This is a genomic window from Sphingomonas sp. NPDC079357 (assembly GCF_044901155.1).
Classification (GTDB): Bacteria; Pseudomonadota; Alphaproteobacteria; order Sphingomonadales; family Sphingomonadaceae; genus Sphingomonas.
Window position 1 is genome coordinate 90,199 of sequence record NZ_JBJDOM010000008.1, and the last position, 18,414, is coordinate 108,612.

At 64.8% G+C, this 18,414-nt stretch carries 15 protein-coding genes and 2 pseudogenes; 6 read left to right on the forward strand and 11 right to left on the reverse strand.

Annotation, left to right across the window (positions count from 1 at the left end; all coding sequences use genetic code 11):
- Positions 1 to 9 precede the first annotated feature (9 nt).
- Entirely contained in the window at positions 10 to 1,044 is a 1,035-nt protein-coding gene (locus ACI2JO_RS17715) for an aldo/keto reductase (RefSeq protein WP_404721929.1), read from the reverse strand.
- Positions 1,045 to 1,135: 91 nt separating this feature from the next.
- On the opposite strand from ACI2JO_RS17715, the gene ACI2JO_RS17720 reads away from it, so the two are divergent.
- Positions 1,136 to 2,053, forward strand: coding sequence for a LysR family transcriptional regulator (locus ACI2JO_RS17720; RefSeq protein WP_404721930.1), 918 nt, complete (start codon positions 1,136 to 1,138; stop codon positions 2,051 to 2,053).
- Here the strand turns inward: ACI2JO_RS17720 and ACI2JO_RS17725 are convergent.
- Positions 2,033 to 3,445, reverse strand: a complete 1,413-nt coding sequence (locus ACI2JO_RS17725; RefSeq protein ID WP_404721931.1) for a PLP-dependent aminotransferase family protein — start codon at positions 3,443 to 3,445, stop codon at positions 2,033 to 2,035. The genes ACI2JO_RS17720 and ACI2JO_RS17725 overlap by 21 nt on opposite strands.
- Positions 3,446 to 3,551: 106 nt before the next feature.
- Between ACI2JO_RS17725 and ACI2JO_RS17730 the strand changes: the two genes are divergently transcribed.
- Together ACI2JO_RS17730 and ACI2JO_RS17735 are read left to right on the forward strand one after the other, a co-directional pair.
- Positions 3,552 to 4,394: a PhzF family phenazine biosynthesis protein gene (locus ACI2JO_RS17730; RefSeq protein ID WP_404721932.1), complete on the forward strand. Its 843-nt coding sequence runs from the start codon at positions 3,552 to 3,554 to the stop codon at positions 4,392 to 4,394.
- Positions 4,394 to 4,999, forward strand: coding sequence for a DJ-1/PfpI family protein (locus ACI2JO_RS17735; RefSeq protein WP_404721933.1), 606 nt, complete (start codon positions 4,394 to 4,396; stop codon positions 4,997 to 4,999). The genes ACI2JO_RS17730 and ACI2JO_RS17735 overlap by 1 nt, the downstream gene beginning before the upstream one ends.
- 120 nt (positions 5,000 to 5,119) lie before the next feature.
- On the opposite strand, the gene ACI2JO_RS17740 is transcribed toward ACI2JO_RS17735, so the two are convergent.
- Positions 5,120 to 5,563 (reverse strand): zinc-binding dehydrogenase, encoded by a 444-nt coding sequence (locus ACI2JO_RS17740; RefSeq protein ID WP_404721934.1) that lies wholly within the window; start codon positions 5,561 to 5,563, stop codon positions 5,120 to 5,122.
- Between the two features lie 323 nt (positions 5,564 to 5,886).
- Here ACI2JO_RS17740 and ACI2JO_RS17745 point away from each other — a divergent pair.
- Positions 5,887 to 6,542 (forward strand): annotated as a pseudogene (locus ACI2JO_RS17745) (transposase); the annotation flags it as partial.
- 344 nt (positions 6,543 to 6,886) lie between these two features.
- Here the strand turns inward: ACI2JO_RS17745 and ACI2JO_RS17750 are convergent.
- From ACI2JO_RS17750 to ACI2JO_RS17785, 8 genes and pseudogenes are all read right to left on the reverse strand, one after another.
- A pseudogene (locus ACI2JO_RS17750) lies at positions 6,887 to 8,114 on the reverse strand (cation:proton antiporter).
- A 40-nt stretch (positions 8,115 to 8,154) separates the two neighbouring features.
- Complete coding sequence (locus ACI2JO_RS17755) at positions 8,155 to 8,352, reverse strand: hypothetical protein (protein ID WP_404721935.1); 198 nt, start codon at positions 8,350 to 8,352, stop codon at positions 8,155 to 8,157.
- A gap of 63 nt (positions 8,353 to 8,415) precedes the next feature.
- On the reverse strand, positions 8,416 to 9,822 hold the full coding sequence (locus ACI2JO_RS17760; RefSeq protein ID WP_404721936.1) for a DUF2254 domain-containing protein: 1,407 nt from the start codon (positions 9,820 to 9,822) through the stop codon (positions 8,416 to 8,418).
- A 54-nt stretch (positions 9,823 to 9,876) separates the two neighbouring features.
- On the reverse strand, positions 9,877 to 10,182 hold the full coding sequence (locus ACI2JO_RS17765; RefSeq protein ID WP_404721937.1) for a hypothetical protein: 306 nt from the start codon (positions 10,180 to 10,182) through the stop codon (positions 9,877 to 9,879).
- Between the two features lie 152 nt (positions 10,183 to 10,334).
- The gene (locus ACI2JO_RS17770) at positions 10,335 to 10,790 is read right to left on the reverse strand and encodes a DUF421 domain-containing protein (protein ID WP_404721938.1); all 456 of its coding nucleotides are present in this window, start codon (positions 10,788 to 10,790) and stop codon (positions 10,335 to 10,337) included.
- Between the two features lie 45 nt (positions 10,791 to 10,835).
- On the reverse strand, positions 10,836 to 11,777 hold the full coding sequence (locus ACI2JO_RS17775) for an endonuclease/exonuclease/phosphatase family protein (RefSeq protein WP_404721939.1): 942 nt from the start codon (positions 11,775 to 11,777) through the stop codon (positions 10,836 to 10,838).
- Between the two features lie 713 nt (positions 11,778 to 12,490).
- A complete protein-coding gene (locus tag ACI2JO_RS17780) occupies positions 12,491 to 14,857 on the reverse strand; it encodes a membrane-bound PQQ-dependent dehydrogenase, glucose/quinate/shikimate family (RefSeq protein ID WP_404721940.1) in 2,367 nt (788 codons plus the stop codon).
- Between the two features lie 227 nt (positions 14,858 to 15,084).
- Positions 15,085 to 15,993, reverse strand: coding sequence for a mechanosensitive ion channel family protein (locus ACI2JO_RS17785; protein ID WP_404721941.1), 909 nt, complete (start codon positions 15,991 to 15,993; stop codon positions 15,085 to 15,087).
- A 155-nt stretch (positions 15,994 to 16,148) separates the two neighbouring features.
- On the opposite strand from ACI2JO_RS17785, the gene ACI2JO_RS17790 reads away from it, so the two are divergent.
- The gene (locus ACI2JO_RS17790) at positions 16,149 to 16,529 is read left to right on the forward strand and encodes a YidH family protein (RefSeq protein ID WP_404721942.1); all 381 of its coding nucleotides are present in this window, start codon (positions 16,149 to 16,151) and stop codon (positions 16,527 to 16,529) included.
- Between the two features lie 60 nt (positions 16,530 to 16,589).
- Positions 16,590 to 18,386 (forward strand): SLC13 family permease, encoded by a 1,797-nt coding sequence (locus tag ACI2JO_RS17795; protein ID WP_404721943.1) that lies wholly within the window; start codon positions 16,590 to 16,592, stop codon positions 18,384 to 18,386.
- Positions 18,387 to 18,414 lie beyond the last annotated feature (28 nt).

The following is an 18,414-nucleotide window of genomic DNA, read 5'->3' on the forward strand; positions in this document are numbered from 1 at the left end:
TGGCTCCCGTCAAACCATCGATGGCGCTAGGCGGGCAAAACCCTCCTGCTGCCGATAGGGCGTGTGCGGATAGGGCGGCAGCACGTCGCTCGCCGCATCGAGCGCGGCCACCTGCTCGGGCGTCAGCGCCCAGCCGACCGCGCCCAGATTGTCGCGCAGTTGCGCCTCGTCGCGCGCACCGATGATGACCGATGATACAGTCGGCCGTCGCAGCAGCCAGTTGATCGCGACCTGGGGTACTGTCTTGCCCACCTCGGCCGCCACCGCCTCCAGCGCATCGACGACGCGGTAGAGATGTTCGTCCTCGACCGGTGGCGCGAACTGAGCCGTCTCATGGAGGCGACTGCCCGCCGGGATCGGCCGGCCGCGCCCGATCTTGCCGGTCAGCCGGCCCCAGCCGAGCGGGCTCCAGATCAGCCCGCCGACACCCTGGTCCGCCGCCAGCGGCATGAGGTCCCATTCGTACGCACGGCCGATCAGCGAGTAATAGACCTGATGCGCGACGAGGCGCGGCCAGCCGTGACGATCGGCGAGCGCTTGCGCCTTCATGATCTGCCAGCCGGGATAATTGGAGACGCCCGCATAGCGGACCTTGCCATCCGCGATCAGCCGGTTGAGCGTGCCCATCACCTCCTCGGTCGGCGTTGACGCGTCGAAGGCGTGAAGCTGTAGCAGGTCGATCCGGTCGGTGCCGAGCCGCCGCAGCGCCGCCTCGACCGCGCCGATCAGCCGCACCCGCGACGCGCCCCAGTCCTGCGGACCGTCACCCATCGGCAGGCCGGTCTTGGTCGAGATGAGGACGGCATCGCGCCGACCCTTGATCGCTTCTCCCAGAACCTGTTCCGACGCGCCATCCGAATAGACGTCGGCGGTATCGAACAGCGTCACCCCCGCGTCGAGGCAGATGTCGACCAGCCGCCGCGCCTCGGCGGCGTCGCTTGTGCCCCAGGCGCTGAACAGCGGTCCCTTGCCGCCGAAGGTCCCCGCGCCGAACGACAGGGCCGGAACGCGCAGGCCGGACGATCCCAATTGCCGATATTCCATGACATCTCCTTTGCGAACGTCATTGTCAGGCGCATAGATGGACGGTGAAGCAGCGTGGCGGAACGGCCCGCCGGTGCAAAGGATCTATGCCTTGGATGCAAAGGTGATAGGCAATGACGATCGCGCCCGGTCGCTCGCCCTGTTCGCGAACGTGGTGGAGGAAGGCAGCTTCTCCGCCGCCGGTCGCACGCTCGGGCTGACGCCATCAGCCGTGGCGCGGGCGATCGACCGGATTGAGGCGCGGTTGGGCGTCCGGCTGCTGCTCCGCTCCACCCGCGCGCTGACGCTGACCGCCGAGGGGCAAGCCTATCTGCTCGCCGCCCGCCGCATCCTTGCCGACCTCGACGATGCCGAGCAGCAGATCGCCGATCAGGGCGCGCCGCGCGGACGGTTACGGATCAGTGCGGCGCTGGCGCATGGCCGGTTGTGCGTCGTTCCGCTGCTCGGCGACTTCGCGCGCGCCTATCCGCATATCCTGATCGATATCGCGTTGACCGACACACTGGTCGACATCGCTGGCGGACAGGCCGATGTCGCGATCCGCTTCGGCCCCCTCGCCGATAGCGGACTCACGGTCCGGAAGCTATCCGAGGCGCGGCGAGTGATCGTGGCGTCGCCCGATTATCTGGCGCGGGCGGGCACGCCCAAGGTCCCGGAGGATTTGCACGCCCATAACTGCCTGAACTTCAGCTTTCGCCGCGCCGAACCGATCTGGCCGTTCCGCCGCGACGGCAAGGATTTCGCGCTGAGTGTCGAGGGCGGCATCGTCGCCAACAATGGCGAGACGCTCGGACATCTCGCTGCTGCCGGGGTTGGCATTACCCGGGTCGGCCGCTTCAGCATCGCGGCTGAGATCGCGGACGGGCGGCTCGTGCCGCTGCTGGAAGAATACAATCCAGGCGATGTCGAGTTGATCCACGCCGTCTTCGTCGGCGGCGCCGCCACCCCTGCACGGGTGCGGGTGTTCGTCGACTTCCTGGTCGAGCGCCTAGCCAGCCGGTTCGAGTAGCGGGCGCGAAACGGCCTTTTCCAGAAACGCGTGCAGCCGGTCGTCATCGCTCATGGCGACGTTGAAGCGCATGTGATCCCGCCAGCTTCCGTTGGTGCTGAACACCGGACCCGGCGCCAGAACGATCCCTGCATCAATCGCCCTCCGCGCGAGGTCGACTGCATCGACCCCATTCGGCAAATGCGCCCAAAGAAAGATGCCTGCCCCCGGATCGGTCCACGGCTCGATACCGATTGCCCGCAGACGCTTCGCCACCCGGGCCGTAGCCCGGGCCAGCCGGGTCCGGACACCGTCAACGTGGCGCCGATAGCTGCCATCGGTCAGCACCGCATGGAGCAGGTTGGCGGCGAGCGGACTGCCCGCCATCGACGTCGCGATGCGTAGGTCGGCCAGCCCTTCGATCCAGTTGGGTCGCGCCGCGATATGGCCACAGCGCACCGCCGCCGACAGCGACTTGGAGAAGCTGCCAATGCGGATCGTCCGGTCGAGCCCGTCGAAGGCAGCCAGTCGTGGCGACGGCGTGTGTTCGAAGTCGGCGAAAATATCGTCCTCGACGACCACCATGTCATGCGCCTCCGCGATCTTGAGCAGCCGGTGCGCGGTAGTGGCCGCGAGCGACGCGCCGGTCGGGTTATGGACGCCTGAGTTGGTCAGGTAGAAGCGCGGCCGATGGGTCGCGGCGGCCTCGGCGAAGGCGGCGACGTCTGGACCCGTCGGTGTCATCGGCACGCCGACAACGGTTGCCCGGTGCGCCCGTAGAAGCGCCAGGAAGTTGAAGTAACATGGGTCGTCTACCAGCACGGTATCGCCCGGCTGAAGCAGGAAGCGGCACACCAGATCAAGGGCGTGGGTGCCGCTGTCGGTCAGCAAGATCTGGTCGGCGCCGGCTTCGATCCCCTGATCCGCCATCCGCCTCGCCAGCAATGCCCTCAGCGGGGGCGAACCCAAGGGGGAAGCATAGCCCGCCAGCGTGCCGTTCTCGTCGGATCGCGCCGCCCCGCGCATTGCCTTGCGGAGTGCGTCGCCCGCCAGCCAATCATCGGGTAGCCAGCCGCACCCTGGCATCATTTCGTGCCGCCGCTCGCCCAGCGACTGGCGGAGCATCCAAAGCGGGTCGACCTCACGCTCCTTCGTGCTGGCCAGCCGATCCAGCGCCAGCGGGGCCAACGGCGCGGCAACATAAAATCCCGATCCCGGTCGCGACCGGATTACACCCTCGGCCGCGAGGCGATCATAGGCCTCGACCACCGTCGAGCGGGCGACGCCGCTCGTCTCGGCCATGGCGCGGATCGACGGCAGCCGTGCGCCCGGCGTCAGCGTGCGGGCGTCGATCCGGTCGCGGATCGCGCGGACCACCATGCCGGTTCGAGTTTCGTCGGGCGCGCTCGCCATCGTACTACCATTCTCACCAATACAGTTCGGCATGATCGTACCGACGTGTATCTGTCAGCGCCAGTCGCTCCGCGATAGGACCAGCCATCATCAACAGGAGATGCCCGTGACCCGCCCATTCCGCCTCGTCGACGTATTCGGCACCGATCCGCTGACCGGCAATCCACTGCCCGTCATCGCCGATGCCGATAACCTGACGACGGACGAGATGCAGGCGATCGCAAGCTGGCTGAACTTCTCGGAAACGACCTTCCTGCTGCCGCCGATCGATTCATCGGCCGATTATCGCGTACGCATCTTCACCATGGCGCACGAACTGCCCTTCGCCGGGCACCCGACCTTGGGGAGCGCTCATGCCTGGCTCGAAGCGGGCGGACAGCCGAAGCAGGACGGCATGGTCGTGCAGGAATGCGGCGTCGGATTGGTGACGATCCGGCGCGATGGCGATCAGCTTGCTTTTGCCGCCCCACCGCTGCTGCGCGGGGGCACGCCGACCGAGGCGGAGATCGCTCAGGTTGCAGAGTTGCTGCGGATCGACCGTGCGGCGATTGTCGATGCCGCCTGGGCACACAATGGCCCCGGCTGGATCGCGGTCATGCTGGAGTCGGCCGAGGCGGTGCTGGCGGTCGAACCGGCGCGGTACCACCCCGAGCATATCGACATCGGCATCGTCGGACCACATGCCCCCGGCAGCGAGGTCGCGTTCGAACTGCGCGCGCTCTTCACCGACGCGCATGGCGGGCTGATCGAGGACCCGGTGACCGGCAGCCTCAACGCCTCGGTCGGCCAGTGGCTGTTCGCCAGCGGTCGGGCCAGTGGCAGCTATCTCGCCGCGCAGGGCACGCGCCTCGGGCGGAGCGGGCGTATCCATGTCTCGCAGGATGAGACCGGCCAGGTCTGGGTCGCCGGAGCGACGCGGACTTTGTTCTCCGGGCGGACGCAAGGGTGATGCAGGTCGCGATCCTGACCTTCGACGGCTTCAACGAACTGGATTCGTTCTTGGCCGCCGCGATCATCAACCGGCTGCGCCCGCATGGCTGGGCCGCGCACATCACGGCGCCGGCCGAGACGGTGACGTCGTTGAACGGCGTCACCGTCCATCGCCAACGGCCGCTCGCATTCCTTGAGGGGGCGGATGCGGTGCTGATCGGCAGTGGTGTCCGCACGCGGGAGATCGCCGCCGATCCGGCTATACTCGCCCGGCTTCACCTCGATCCAGCGCGGCAGTTGATCGCGGCGCAATGTTCAGGGACGCTGCTGCTGGCCAAGCTCGGCCTGATCGGTGATTTGCCCGCGTGCACCGACCTCACCACCAAGCCATGGGTGGTGGAGGCCGGTGTCACGGTCATCGACGCACCGTTCGCCGCTCATGGCAATGTCGCGACGGCAGGCGGTTGTCTTGCCGCGCCGTATCTCGCCGCCTGGCTGATCACCCGCGGAGGCGAGCCCGAACTGGCGCGCGAGGCACTTCGTTACGTCGCACCGGTCGGCGAGAAGCCGCACTTCGTCGACCATGCCATGGCGATCGTCGCGGGCGAGTTGGCATTCGCCTAACCCCGCCCGCGCGCTCATTTCGTAGGAACCCGCGTCGAGCTTACGCCTGCGGGCTGTCCCGGCCTTCCAGGACGATCTCGCCCCGCGTGGCGGTGCTCTCGATGCGGCGGCGCGCCTCGATCAGATTGGCGGCATTGATCGGTGACAGCGTTTCGGTGGCCGTGGTGCGAATGCGCCCTCGTCCACTAGTTCGGCCACTGCGTCCAACAGACGACCCCGCTCGCCGACGTCCGGTGTGTCGAAGAGCGACCGGGTGAACATCAATTCTCGATGAACCGACACCGCCTTCCGCTTGAAGGCGACAATGTCGAGGCTGGCGGGATCGTCGATCAGCACGAAGCGCCCCTGCGGCGCGATCAACTCGGCGATATCTGCCAGATGGCGATCGCTATGGGTGGTCGAGAAGACGAACGCAGGCGCGCCGAACCGCAAGGCAGCGATCTGCGGTGCCATCGGTTGGGAGTGATCGATGACATGATGCGCTCCTAGGTCACGCACCCAGTCCTGCGTCTCTGCGCGCAAGGCGATGGCGATCGCGATCAGGTCGGTTCGGACACGCGCCATCTGTATCGCCGGGCGAGGAAGTGAGCACGTCCTCAAAGGCACCGGACATGGGATTGCCAGCCGGCATGTACCGCGATCGGGTACGGGAACGCAATTTCAACAACTTCCTCGTCGAGGAGCTGCACGCATTCCCGGACTTCCTTCCATGGGTCGTGGCCAAGCTGGCGCTCGGTCCTTTTGCGGGTGCGGTGGCGATCCAGAACCCCCATCGCGCGAGCAGGATCGATGTCAGACGGACTGCGCATCGGATGGTGCGACTGACGTGCCCCCTGTTTCTTCATCCACCTAGACCTAGAGACCGGCCCATCGAAGGGACGGCCGGAATGAAGCTGAAGCAGTTTTCGGAAAAGCAGATCATCGGCATCCTGAAGGAGGCCGAAGCGGGCGCGGTGGTGACGCAGCTTTGCCGGAAGCACGGTATGTCGAGCGCGACCTACAACGCATGAAAGGCGAAGTATGGCGGCCTGGAGGTGTCCGAAGCGAAGCGGCTGCGGGCACTGGAAGACGAGAACGGCAACCTCAAGCGACTGCTGGCGGGACGCCATGCTGGACAATGCGGGGTTGAAGACCTGCTGTCAAAAAAGTGGTGAGCGCGGCGGCCAAGCGGGAGGCGGTTGCGCGGTTGCGGGCTGGGTTCGGGATGAGCGAGCGGCGCGCCTGCGCCGTGATCGGGGCCGACAGAACGAGCATGCGCTACCGCTCGTGTCGCGATGGCGACGAGGGCCTGCGGGCGCGGCTGCGCGAGCTGGCCGGCCAGCGGCGCCGGTTCGGCTACCGGCGTTTGCACATCCTGCTGCGGCGCGATGGCGTGACCATCAACCGCAAGAAGACACAGCGCCTCTACTGCGAGGAGGGCCTGACGGTGAGGCGCAGGAAGGGAAGAAAGCGCGCCGTTAGCGCGCGGGCGCCTGCGCCGGTGCCGGCGCTGCCCGATCAGCGTTGGAGCCTGGACTTCGTGCACGACCAGCTCGCTACCGGCTAACGGTTCCGCGCGCTCAACAAAAGCCGCGCCCGACTACTCGCTCGCGCCGAGCTGCTGGCGTTGCCCCTGCGCCAGCTCCATGAACGCTGATGTGGGCAGTCGATCAATGCGCGAACTTGGAGTTTTGCCGATCCACTTTGTGGGCGAGACGGCACTGACCCATAATTAGTCATTCGCTCGATCTTCGTCGCTTCCCAACTTGAGACACTCGTTCATGTTTGGAATGGGGGTCGTGCAGCGAGCATCAGCGCGGACCGAGCGGTCGTCGGCTGTCCCAAAACGATGGTGTTTTTAGAGTGTAAATCGCTTCTCGGAAACGCAGCGATGTGAGAAGCGAAACCTCAGCTAGCGGCGGACATGCCGCTTCGGCTGGCGCGGGCAAGAACACGTTCGATCGTCCCGCCTTGCGCGATGACAGAGAATAGTACGACGATGTACGTTGCCGCGAGCGCGATCGAACGCGCCGGCCCCTCTGGTAGACCGAGAGCCAGTGCAACCGATATGCCGCCTCGCAAACCTCCCCAGATCAAGATCAGCGGTGCGAGCCGCCCGAGAGAAAGCAGCGGCCTCAGCAAAACCAACGGCGCAACGACTGCAATGCCCCGTGCCAACAGGACCAGTGGCACTGCTGCCAGGCCCAATGCGATCAAGCGCGGATCCCACTGGATCGCGACCACCTCCAGTCCGATGAGCAGGAACAGTACGGCGTTGAGGATAGCGTCGATCAGCGCCCAGAACTTCAGCAGATAGTCGCGGGTCGTGTCGCACATGGCGTTCGCCACGCCCTTGTTGCCGATCAGTAGGCCGGCGACCGCCATCGCGACGGGACCACTGACGTGAAGCTGGCTGGCAAGCGCATAGCCGCCCATGACGACCGCGAGGCTGATCATGACCTCGACATTGTACTCATCCGATCGTCCGCATCGCACGGTAACCAAGCCAGCCCGCCCCGAGGCCCAGCAGCACGCCACCACCGGCCTCTTGCAGTAACAAGGCACCGGCATGGCCGATGGACAATGGCTCGGTGCCCAGCGCGGCCTCGAGCAGGATCGCGAATACGACCACACCGACGCCGTCGTTGAACAGGCTCTCGCCCGCGACCGTCGCCTTTAGCGTCGGCGACACCTCGGCACGGCCAAGGATGCCCATGACCGCGACGGGATCAGTCGGGCTGATCAGCGCGCCGAAGACCAGGCACCAAATGATCGGCACGGCGAGGCCGAGCCGCCCGGCAATTACATGGAAGCCCAGCCCGATAATGGCGGTGGAAAGCACCACGCCCACCGTGCTCAGCACCGCGATCGGCCAGCGCCCTTCGCGCATGTGGTCCCATTTAACGTGCAGAGCGCCCGCGAACAGCAGGAACGAGAGCATGCCGTCCATGAGGGTGGTGTTAAAATCGATGCCGGCGATGAAGCCGACGATCTGATTGCCGACCTCGCTACCGGGCAGCAGCCGGTCGAGCCCGACGACGATCAGCGAGGCGACCGCCCCCATGATCGTCAGCCCGATCGAGGACGGCAGCTTGAGCACTCGGTGGTTGAAATAGCCAAGCACCGCGGCGAGCACGATGAGAACGGCCGCGGCGTTGAACGGGGTGAGCAATCGATCAGTCCTTTACGCGAGCGATGGTCACCGCATTGAGTGGACGCGGCTCGGGCACGTCGTCGCCTGCCGGCCAGCCCTCGCGCTGGCGGCGGCGATCGCCGTCGCTCGCCTCGGTCTGGTCGTGGAACAGCACCTGCGTCGTCGGGAAGGGCAGATCGATGCCGGCGCCCGCCAGCGCCTCGGCGACGGCCTGGAGCACGCGGTCGCGCCAGATTTAGGACGGATGGATGCCCTTGGCCAATGGTGTGTCCATGATGGTTCTTCAGGCCGTGCCGGCTAGCCAGGCGGTGCCGTCGCGCAGGCGACGCTTGTAGTCGGGCTCGGCCAGCGCGGCGCGCAGCTCATCGGCCCGATCCCGAACGCGGCGCAGGTTGAAGCCCTTCAGTCCCTCGTTCGCCAGCTCTTCGAGCTTGTCGGCGTAGGAGCGGATCGTTGCCAGACGATCGGGCTCATCGCAGTCCAGCGACACCTCGCCGAGCGCGTTGAGATAGCGTAGCGCCGCTACCATGTCGGGCGCGCAATATTGCGCGAGCGCGCCGAACGAGCGGTCCATCAGCGAGGCGAAGGTGACCGGATGGGCGATGACCCTAAGCGCACCGTCGTCGTCCACCCGCAGGTGCGACGGCAGCGATCGCCCGGCGAGATCGGACAGCGCTGCACTCAGCCAGTCGAGACAGGTGACGGCGGTAAAAGGATCGTTGACGCCCGGCGAGAGCGCCCGCGCCGCGATCTCGACCAGCTCGTCGACCAGGAAGCGTAGGTCCTGCAACGCGGAACGGCGCGAGCCGATCGCGACGGCATCGCGAAGCGCGTCGGCGCATTTGTCGTCGCATCGGTTTTGCGGCCACGCTTCCACGAGCGCCCGGCCAACATGGACGAAGTCGCCGGGCTGGTACTGGAGGCGCAATACCAGGTCGTTCTCGCGAGCGACGCGCATCACCGTCTCATCGTCGAGGAACTGGATGTAACCGGTGTCCTTGGCCTTCACGACAAAGCGCTCCGCCCCGACTGCGGGCGAGGCATGATCGCGGAAGGTCGCGGGCAGGCTATCTGCGGTCGCGGTATGATCGTCGGGCGCCTCGCCGATGAAGTGGGGAAACCGGTCATCGATCCCGCGCAGCAGCCGGTCGCCGACATCCTCGATGACGCTGTTGATGTGGATCTTCGAGGGAACGTGGTGAATGAAGTAGATCAGCACCGCGATCGAGCAGAGCGCCAGCAGCACGCCGACCAGCAGCGCCAGATTGGGCACGAAGCCATAGCCGCCCGACTCCTCGGCCGAACGGATCGTGCGCAGCACGAGCAGGCAATAGAGAAACGTCGCGATGAAGGTGCCGAGCGTCACCTGGTTGCCGCGGTCGCGCATGAAGTTGGTGAGCAGCCGCGGTCCGTACTGCCCCGAAGCGTACACCACGGCCGCGATCGTCACCGAGAAGACAGTGCCGGCGACGGTAATCATCGAGCCGCCCACCGACGACAGCACCTGTCGCGCGCCATCGGGGTGGGACGCATAGATCCAAGCGTATCCGCCCATCCAGGACGAGCCGAGCGCAGCGTCGAGCGTCACCATGCCGATCGCGAGCAGCACCGCCCCGATCGCCATGATCGTCGGCACGAACCAGTAGCTGGAGCCGAGGTAATCGGCGAGACGAAGCAGACCGGCTTTCATCGGCAGATACCTTATGGATGGCCCGGCCGGTCGCGTTGGCCGGGCGCGCGGAAATCAGCGGACGGCTGCGGCCTGATTGGCGACGATCGCGTCGCGTCGTTCCTGGCTCATGGTGGCGACGTTCATGTCAGCGGCCTCGATCGCGTCGGCGCGGGATTCCCCCGTGTCGCGCGCCTTCTCCGCACGATTGTCGAGCATCGCTGCCTGGTTGCGCAGCGCCTCCGCGTTCGCCTCCATCGCGTCTGCACGATTGTCCGCCGCATTCTCGACCCGGCCGGCGAGCTTGTCAGACGGGCTTTTGTTGCATGCAGCGAGCGACAGCACCGTGGCGGCCAGCAGGATGGCGGGACGTATTTTCAAGGCGCATCTCCAAATATGAGGCGCCGTAAAGCGATCCACGGCGCGCCGCGACTAACTGTCGGGCATAAGTAAAACGGGAGGGCAATTGTTTCTGTTCCTCCGACGTAACGACAATCGGCGAAGGAGAAAGACTTACCATCGAGCGCCAGAAATCAGCTGGGAAACGCAGACCGGTCGCCTGCGGCTGATGCGGCGATGACGCTGAAACTGCCATCCGTCTCGAGCACGACCGCAGCGATGCGGCCAAGATCGCCTTCCCCACTCTTGCGCACCGCAGCCGCCACCTCGTCGCGTGTCACGCGCTCGTCGAGCAGGGCTGTTTCATCAAATCGCCCATCGCAGAGCAGTGTTCTTGGCGAGGACTTGATCGCCGCCTCAACCGGCGACACGCGCTGCGCGATCCAGGCGATAACGAATTGGAGCGCCGCCAGGATGACGAAGGCGAGCACGCCTTCGTCCAAGGGGACGTCCTTCGATAACAGCACGGTGGCCAGCGTCGACCCAAGCGCGACCGTCACAACGAAGTCGAACGCGTTCATCTTGGCGAGTGTGCGCTTGCCGCTCACGCGCAGCACCGCGATCAATGAAAGGTAGGCGAGCGGCCCCACGATGAGGATGCGGACCAGGCCGAAGAGACTACCGGTAAACATTGTCTAATGCCTCGTCATGGATTGTGCCGCGCGACGCGTCTGCGGCGTCATCACGTCGGGAGAGGCATTCTGCCGCCGTGCCGGATCGCCAATGAGGCAGAGCGTGGCCCCAAGCGGGCGATGGTCGGAGCCGACATTTTCGAGAATGTGCAGATCGCGGAAGGTGAAGGCGGGCGAGATGAAGAGCTGGTCGAGCGGCCAGCCCAACGCTGCATAGTCGGCAGGAAAGCTTGGGTAGTTGCCGCGGCCGATCCGAGGATCGAGAAAGCCGCCGACCTGCTTGAAAAGCCTGGTCGTGCGCGACCATGCGACGTCGTTGAAATCGCCCATCGCCATCCTGGGAACCTCACTGTCGCCGACTGCCAGCGCGGCATGCTCGATCTTGCGGTCGCGCAGGTCCGTGTCCTGACCTGGAAGCGGCGGACGAGGATGCAGGCCGATATAGTCGAATGGCTGGCCGTCCCGTGTCGCGAGACGAGCGTACAGCGTTGGTGTATCCTGATCCGTGATGTTCTGCGTCCCGGCCGAGCGTACCGGCAGATTGGTCGCGAACACCATGCCATAGGTGTTTTCGAGAGGGCGCAACACCCGCGATCGGTAGCGGGACAGCTGCGGTGCCAGCGCATCGACCCAACGCCGGTCGGTTTCCATCAGGAGCAGGATATCCGGCTTCAGCCGATCGATCAGCCGCTGCGTCGCTGTATAGTCACGGTTGTGCTGGTATACGTTGAGCCCCAGCACGGTGAAGCACGATGCGGCTGCCCCGGCATCCACCTCTTCCCTGTCTTCGACCTCGACGGGCGCAAACCAGAAGTAGGGATACACACGCCATGCCTGTAGCGTTGCGGCAAGCGCCAGGATTGCAATGACACCGGTCCCCGGATGTCCTCGCACAAAGATGGCGGTACCGAAGGCGAGGACACCGATTGCGATCAGCGTCAGCACCCGCGGAAAATCGAGCACCCGAACCCTCCATAGGTCGGAATGGATCAGACTGACGAGCGTGGCCGCCAGCAGGACCATCGCCAGCGCGGAGAAAATCCAGATGCTGACGCTGCGCATGCCCCAGCCTACAGGATCCTGCCGTCAGACGAAGCAATAATGACGATGATCGTTATAATCGCATCGGCATAAGCGGCGGTGCCTGGGTTGGCTGACGTCAGCGCAAAGCCGCTTTGGCCTGCGATGCCATTGGCGTCTCCCCAGTTCTGCCAAACGCCTTGCGATTGTCGAACACAATCTTCGCGACCGGGTCGATATGCTCGGACGCTTTCCTCCATTATGCTGCTCGGCGCGGGCGTCCGTACCGCAGCGTGAGAAAGAAAAAAGAGAGCCGGACTGAGACCGCGCTGCAGACCACTACTTGCTTTAACAAGGTTCTAGACGTTTATCTTTCGACTAGATTGCGTATTAGATTTTTTTGAAAACGGCAAGTCGATTGCTTGCCTAGAAAGGTTTCATGCATTTCCCGTCTTATAATTAACAAGCGCTTGCTTTTCGCGCGCACGACCCGGCCGACATCTATTGGGTGGCGTCGGGGCTTTCGGCGCAATGTAGTGCAGGTTCGAAATCAATCCTTTCCCGGTCGCGATGCCTCGTGGAGCCATCTCCAGTTTTCCCACCCTCGAACCGCCATCATCTTTGGACGTCAAGAGACGTCAGCTTTTGGGAAGGGCATAGGCCAGGGTGTAATCCCCATACCGTGTTCCGAGCGCGCCGTGTCCGCCTGCGGTGATGACGACATATTGTCGCCCGTCACGCCCGCGATAGGTCATCGGGGTTGCCTGCGCGCCCGCCGGCAGCCGCGCCTTCCACACCACCTTGCCGGTAGTGAGATCGAAGGCGCGCAGATATTGGTCGGTCGTCGCGCCGATGAAGGCAAGGCCGCCGGCGGTGATGATCGACCCGCCGAGATTAGGGACGCCCGTCTTGATCGGCACGCCGAGATGCGATCCAAACAGGCCGGTATCCCGCGCGGTCCCCAGCACTTTTTTCCACAAAACCCGCCGGGTACCTAGGTCCACCGCGGTCAGATGTCCCCAGGGTGGCGCGACGCACGGCGCACCGAAGATGCCAACCCAGGCCTTCACCACCGCGACATAAGGCGTGTTGTACTGGGTCTGGAGCTGCGCCTGCATGGCGTTTTCGCCGCCCTGCTTCTGCTTCATCAATTCGGCGACACGCGGATCGTCGCGGCGCATCAGCCACAGCTTGAAGGGCATCTCCATCGTGTTGACCGTCATCACGCCGCGCACCGGGTCGACTGCCGCCCCGCCCCAGTCCGTAACGCCATCGAAGGCCGGATGACCGATGATCGGCTTCAGCCCCATTGGCTGATAGATGCCCGTGCCCTGAGCCCGCCGGATGTCGATGCGGCAGAAGAGCTGGTCGATCGGCGTCGCGCCCCAGGTGGCGACCTCGGTCGGCGCGGGCGGGGTGAAGCTCGGCATGCCGGTCGAGAAGGGCTGGGTCGGCGACACCTGCACGCCCGGCGTCGCGCCGTCGGTGCGCACCGGCCGTTCGGTGATCGCGGCGATCGGCGCGCCGGTCAGGCGGTTGAGGAAAAACACCTGCCCCATTTTGCTCGTCTGGATCAGCGCTGGGGTCACCTGCCCGTTGGGCGCGCGATAGTCGAACAGCGACGGACCGATCGGCAGGTCCATGTCCCACATGTCGCGATGGACGAGCTGCCGCGTCCAGCGCAGCTTGCCGGTCGCGACGTCGAGCGCGACGATCGACGAGCCGAAGCGATCGTCGAACGGCCGGCGATAACCGATCCAGTAATCGGGCGAGGCATTGCCCGTGCCGAGGTAGACGAGGCCGTTGGCGGCATCGGCGGTGATCGCGCCCCAGACATTGGGCGTGCCGCGGGTATAGGTTTGCCCCGCGGGCAGCGGCGCGATCGCATCCGGCGAACGGCCGACATCCCAAGCCCAGACCGGCGCGCCCGACACCGGATCATAGGCCCGCACTACCCCTGACGGAATGTCGCGATTGACGTTGTCGATGATCCGCTCGCCGATGATCAGCCGGTTGTTGACGACGACCGGCGGCGTGGTGCCAATCTGATCCGACGGCTTCGACGTCCCCATATTGGCGCGCAGATCGATCGCGCCGCCCTGCGCGAAGCTCGGACAGGGTCGCCCGGTATCAGCGTCGAGCGCCACGAGCCGCGCATTGAAGGTCGGCGCGAAGATGCGGTGCGGACACGGCGTCCCCGCCGGCGCCTCGAAATAGGTGACGCCGCGGCAGACCAGATAATTGTTGCCGGCAATCGGAGCGTCTTCGTGCCAACTCCACTTGGTCTTGCCGGTCGTCGCGTCGATCGCTTGGACGAAGGAATGCGGCGTGCAGGTGTAGAGCGTGTCGCCGATATGGATCGGCGTCGCCTCCGAATGATATTCGCGTTTGTGCTCCTTCGTCTCGGCCGCAACGGGCAGATCGCCGGTACGCTGCGTCCAGGCGAGCTCGAGGCGGCCGACGTTCTGTGGGGTAATGTCGGCGAGCGCCGAATAGCGTCGTCCCGACAGCGTCCCCCCATAGTCGCGCCAGTCGCCGTCAGCCTCGCCGGTTGGCGCGGGCGGGATCGCTGCCGCACGGGCCGCTCCCTGCGCCTCCACCCCCTCACCGTGCAGGACGATGCCGCCAACGCCCAACGCGAGCAGCACCGCAACGGCGACTGGCGCGGCGTGGGCCGGCGAGCGCCACGAACGCGCAGTCCATCCGGTCAGCAATACCAGTAGCAACAGGACGGTCGGCGCGACCAGACGCGGCACAAGTTGAAGACCATCGAAACCGACCTCCCAGATCGCCCAGAGGACCGTGCCGACCCAGATGGCGAGGAACAGCCAGCGCCCAAGCTGGGGGCGACGCCCGAGCAACGCGCCGCTGACGACCATCGCGATCCCTGCGACCAGATAATAGGGTGATCCGCCAAGCGAGATGAGAACACCGCCGGCGACCGCGAAAAAGCCGCCGAGGACAGCCACGCACCACGCGATCGCCAGTCGGTAGAGCCGAGCCATTGCTGTTCCCTTTCGAAACGTTGCTCGCTCAACGCCCGAAGGCAATGAAGTTTCAGGTCGGTCGATCTTCTCGCTCCTAAGCCGACCCAGAGCATATTCCTATCCAAGCGAGACCACGGACCGACCGCGCGAAGCCTTGACCTGCGAAATCATCTTCGGTCACGAGTCTGACGCTCGAACAGCGGTCTCCGGAACTCGAGCCGTGAAGGGATGCGCGATGCGGACGATCAACCCGCGTTGGTTGGCGGCTCGGCAGTGGCCGCTCGCGCCTGCCCTCCCTGTCCCGGTCGCACGATCGACAAAGATTCCTTGAACGTCAGCGTGCGGTAAGGAAACGGGATTTCCATCCCGGCCTCATCCAGCGCCCGTTTGATCGCACGCACCACTTCGTCGCGTGACAGATGCGCGTCGACCGGCTTTGAACCCGCCCACCAGCGTATGAGGAAGTTTATCGAGCTATCGCCAAACTCCTTGGCATAGACTTCCACCGGGCGGTTATCCTGCACATGCTCGGCTGCAGCGACCGCGTCATGAATGACTTTCCGGGCCGCGTCCAAGTCAACGTCATAGGCAACGCCGACCTCGGCCTCGTGACGTCGCTGCTGGCTTTGCGTGACGACCTCGACGGGGTTTTTGAACAGATAGGCGTTCGGCACGACGACGAGTTCGTTGCTCAGGTGGCGCAGATGGGTGTCGCGAAGGCTGATCATCTCGATCCGTCCCTCGACATCCTGGCAGCGAATAAAGTCCCCGATACGCATTTGCTTGCGGAGCATGATGAGCACGCCCGCGAGGAAGTTCTCGAAAATATCCTTGAACGCGAAGCCGACCGCCACCGAGCCCAGGCCGAGCACCGCGAGGATGTTGGCGGGCGTCACGCCGGGCAAGACGATCGACATGGCGATCAATATGCCCAGGACCCAAATCGCCACGCCTACCAGCGTTTCGACCAGATTGACCAGGCTTCCGCGCAGATCGGTATGCGAGAGCAGGCGCTCGGCGATACGCCGCGCCGACTTTGCGACGAAGAAGGTGGCTACGAGCAGCAGTAGCGCGATCCCGAGTTGCGGGAGAATGCGAACGAATTCGGTGCCCATGTCACGGATACGGCGGACGAGGATGGCGACGATATCCATGTGGCGATGATACCCCTTTCCGCCGGCAAGATGCAAAGGATCGATCGAGCGTATCGGTGCACGCGTGCGATGCGCTACGGGACAGTACCTGCCTGACGCATGCGGGAATTTGGAAAGGCGTTTGCCGAGCTTGGCGACATCTTCCATGAAGAGCCATGCCGAATGAGGACAAAATCGCTCGAACCGACCTCGCCGAGGATCGTACAGATCTCGCGGAAGATCGCACGTTGCTGGCCAATGAGCGGACATTCAGCGGCTGGGCTCGCACAGCCACGGCCTGCATCGGCATTGGCCTTGGCTTTAGCGCGTTGTTCAAACCGGTCGAGCCAACGTGTGTGGCAAAGTCGATTGCCACGCTGTTCATCCTGCTCGGCATTTTCCTCGTAATCGCAGCGGAACGGCGCGCCCGTGGCCTGCACGAACGGCTGACGGCGCATCACGTCAACGGTGTGACGACCATCAACTTCAGGGTCATGGCGGCGGCGATTTCGATCGGTGCGGTCGCGCTCATCGTTGCAATCTGGCAGCTGACATGACCGACGAGCAGCGACGGTGCAGCACATGGCGCGAAGCCTGCCTCAAGGATGGTGCGCGCGATGATTGATCCACCCTCCCCCCATGCGATCGCGGCCATGCTGGTCACGGTGGCGATGTTTTACGGTTTCGCCTCGGGGCGCCTGAAGGTCGAGATCATCTCGCTGCTGACGATCAGCGTCATCGCGCTTGGCCTCTACTCCTTTCCACTGCCGGGTGAGCGGCCTACGGATGGGTTGAAGCTCGCCTTCGAAGGCTTCGGTCATTACGCCCTGATAACAATCTGTGCGTTGATGGTGATGGGGCGAGGACTGGTGGCAACCGGCGCGCTCGATCCGGCGGCGCGTCTGCTGACCCGTTTGTGGCGCTTCAATCGCCCCATTGGCTTCTTGACCACGCTCGTGCTGGCGATGCTGATGAGCATGATGGTCAACGACACGCCCGTTCTCGTCCTGTTGTTGCCGATCATGGTTGCGCTGGCGTCGCGGGGCGGCATGGCTGCTTCGCGCACGCTCATTCCGATCAACAGCGCGGTCCTGATCGGCGGTATGTCGACCACGATCGGGACCTCGACCAATCTTCTGGTCGTCTCCATCGCGACTGACCTCGGCATGCCGCCGATGGGCGTCTTCTACTTCACGCCGCTGGTCGTCATCGCCGCGCTGGTCGCCCTGCCCTTCATCTGGCTGGTGATGCCGCGGCTGCTGCCCGACAATTCCGTAGAGACCGGCCATGCACCCCGCCGCTTCTACGCATCGCTTCGACTTGGCTCGCGCTCGCCGGTGCTCGGACAGACGGTTGCGACGTTCCTTGCACGTAAGGCGCCCCAGGTCGAACTCGTCGGTGCTTCCAAGATGCCCGCCGTCGTCGACGATCGCGTTGCGGTGCTTGCGCCGCATGAGGCACTGGAGGACGCGATGCGGGCGCTTGGAGCAACGAGCGCGCCGGCCGCCTTGCTAAACCGGGTTCAGGCCGCGTCCCGTCGGACGGGTGAGGATCTGGCCGTGGTGGAAGTGTCGATCGGAGCCGACTCGACGCTCATCGGCAAGCGGATCGAAACATCGGGCCTCGCCGATGCGCACGACGTGGCGGTCCTTGGCGTCCATCATGCGCGGGCAACCTGGACGTGGCATGGCGATACGATAGCGGACGCGTCCCTAGGCGAGGGCGACATCCTCCTCGTTACCGGCACGATGGCCGACATCACAGCGCTTGCCCGTTCCGAAAGCCTGCTGATGCTGGACGGTGCCAAAGAGGTGCCGCGGACCTCCAAGGCGTCGCTGGCGCTCGCGATCATGGCCGGCTCCGTTGGCCTGGCCAGCGTCGGGCTGCTGCCGATCGCCATATCGACGCTGGCCGGCGCTATCCTGATGTTCCTCACGGGATGCGTGCGGTTCGACAAAGTCGGTCGCGCACTCTCGGCCAAGGTCATCGTGCTTGTCGCGGCCAGTATCGCGATCGGCCGGGTCATTCTGGAAAGCGGTGCGGCCGAATGGCTTGGCCAGCTGATCGCGCTGGGGCTGCATCATCTGCCCGCGGGCGGCGCGCTCGCCGCGGTCATGGTGTTCGTGACGATCCTGACGAACTTTGCCTCGAACACGACCGCCGCGGCGGTCGGAACGCCCATTGCCTTCAGCCTGGCGGAGAAGCTCGCCATCCCGGTCGAGCCTCTGGTCCTCGCCGTATTGTTCGGCTGCAACCTCTGCTACGCGACGCCCGTCGCCTACCAGACGAACATGCTGATCATGACGGCTGGCGACTATAAATTCGGCGATTACACACGAACCGGCATACCGCTGGTCCTCATCATGATCGTCACCTTGTCCGCCTTGCTCGTCTTGAAATATGGATTGCACTGAACGATGTTTTCGCGGATCCCGAGCCTGC

Bases quoted from the DNA above. Each gene is read 5' to 3' on its own strand.
- ACI2JO_RS17760 (WP_404721936.1), bottom strand. From the start codon at position 9,822: ATGAAAGCCGGTCTGCTTCGTCTCGCCGATTACCTCGGCTCCAGCTAC.
- ACI2JO_RS17715 (WP_404721929.1), bottom strand. From the start codon at position 1,044: ATGGAATATCGGCAATTGGGATCGTCCGGCCTGCGCGTTCCGGCCCTG.
- ACI2JO_RS17780 (WP_404721940.1), bottom strand. From the start codon at position 14,857: ATGGCTCGGCTCTACCGACTGGCGATCGCGTGGTGCGTGGCTGTCCTC.
- ACI2JO_RS17785 (WP_404721941.1), bottom strand. From the start codon at position 15,993: ATGGATATCGTCGCCATCCTCGTCCGCCGTATCCGTGACATGGGCACC.
- ACI2JO_RS17740 (WP_404721934.1), bottom strand. From the start codon at position 5,563: ATGGCGCGTGTCCGAACCGACCTGATCGCGATCGCCATCGCCTTGCGC.
- ACI2JO_RS17735 (WP_404721933.1), top strand. From the start codon at position 4,394: ATGCAGGTCGCGATCCTGACCTTCGACGGCTTCAACGAACTGGATTCG.
- ACI2JO_RS17725 (WP_404721931.1), bottom strand. From the start codon at position 3,445: ATGGCGAGCGCGCCCGACGAAACTCGAACCGGCATGGTGGTCCGCGCG.
- ACI2JO_RS17795 (WP_404721943.1), top strand. From the start codon at position 16,590: ATGATTGATCCACCCTCCCCCCATGCGATCGCGGCCATGCTGGTCACG.
- ACI2JO_RS17790 (WP_404721942.1), top strand. From the start codon at position 16,149: ATGCCGAATGAGGACAAAATCGCTCGAACCGACCTCGCCGAGGATCGT.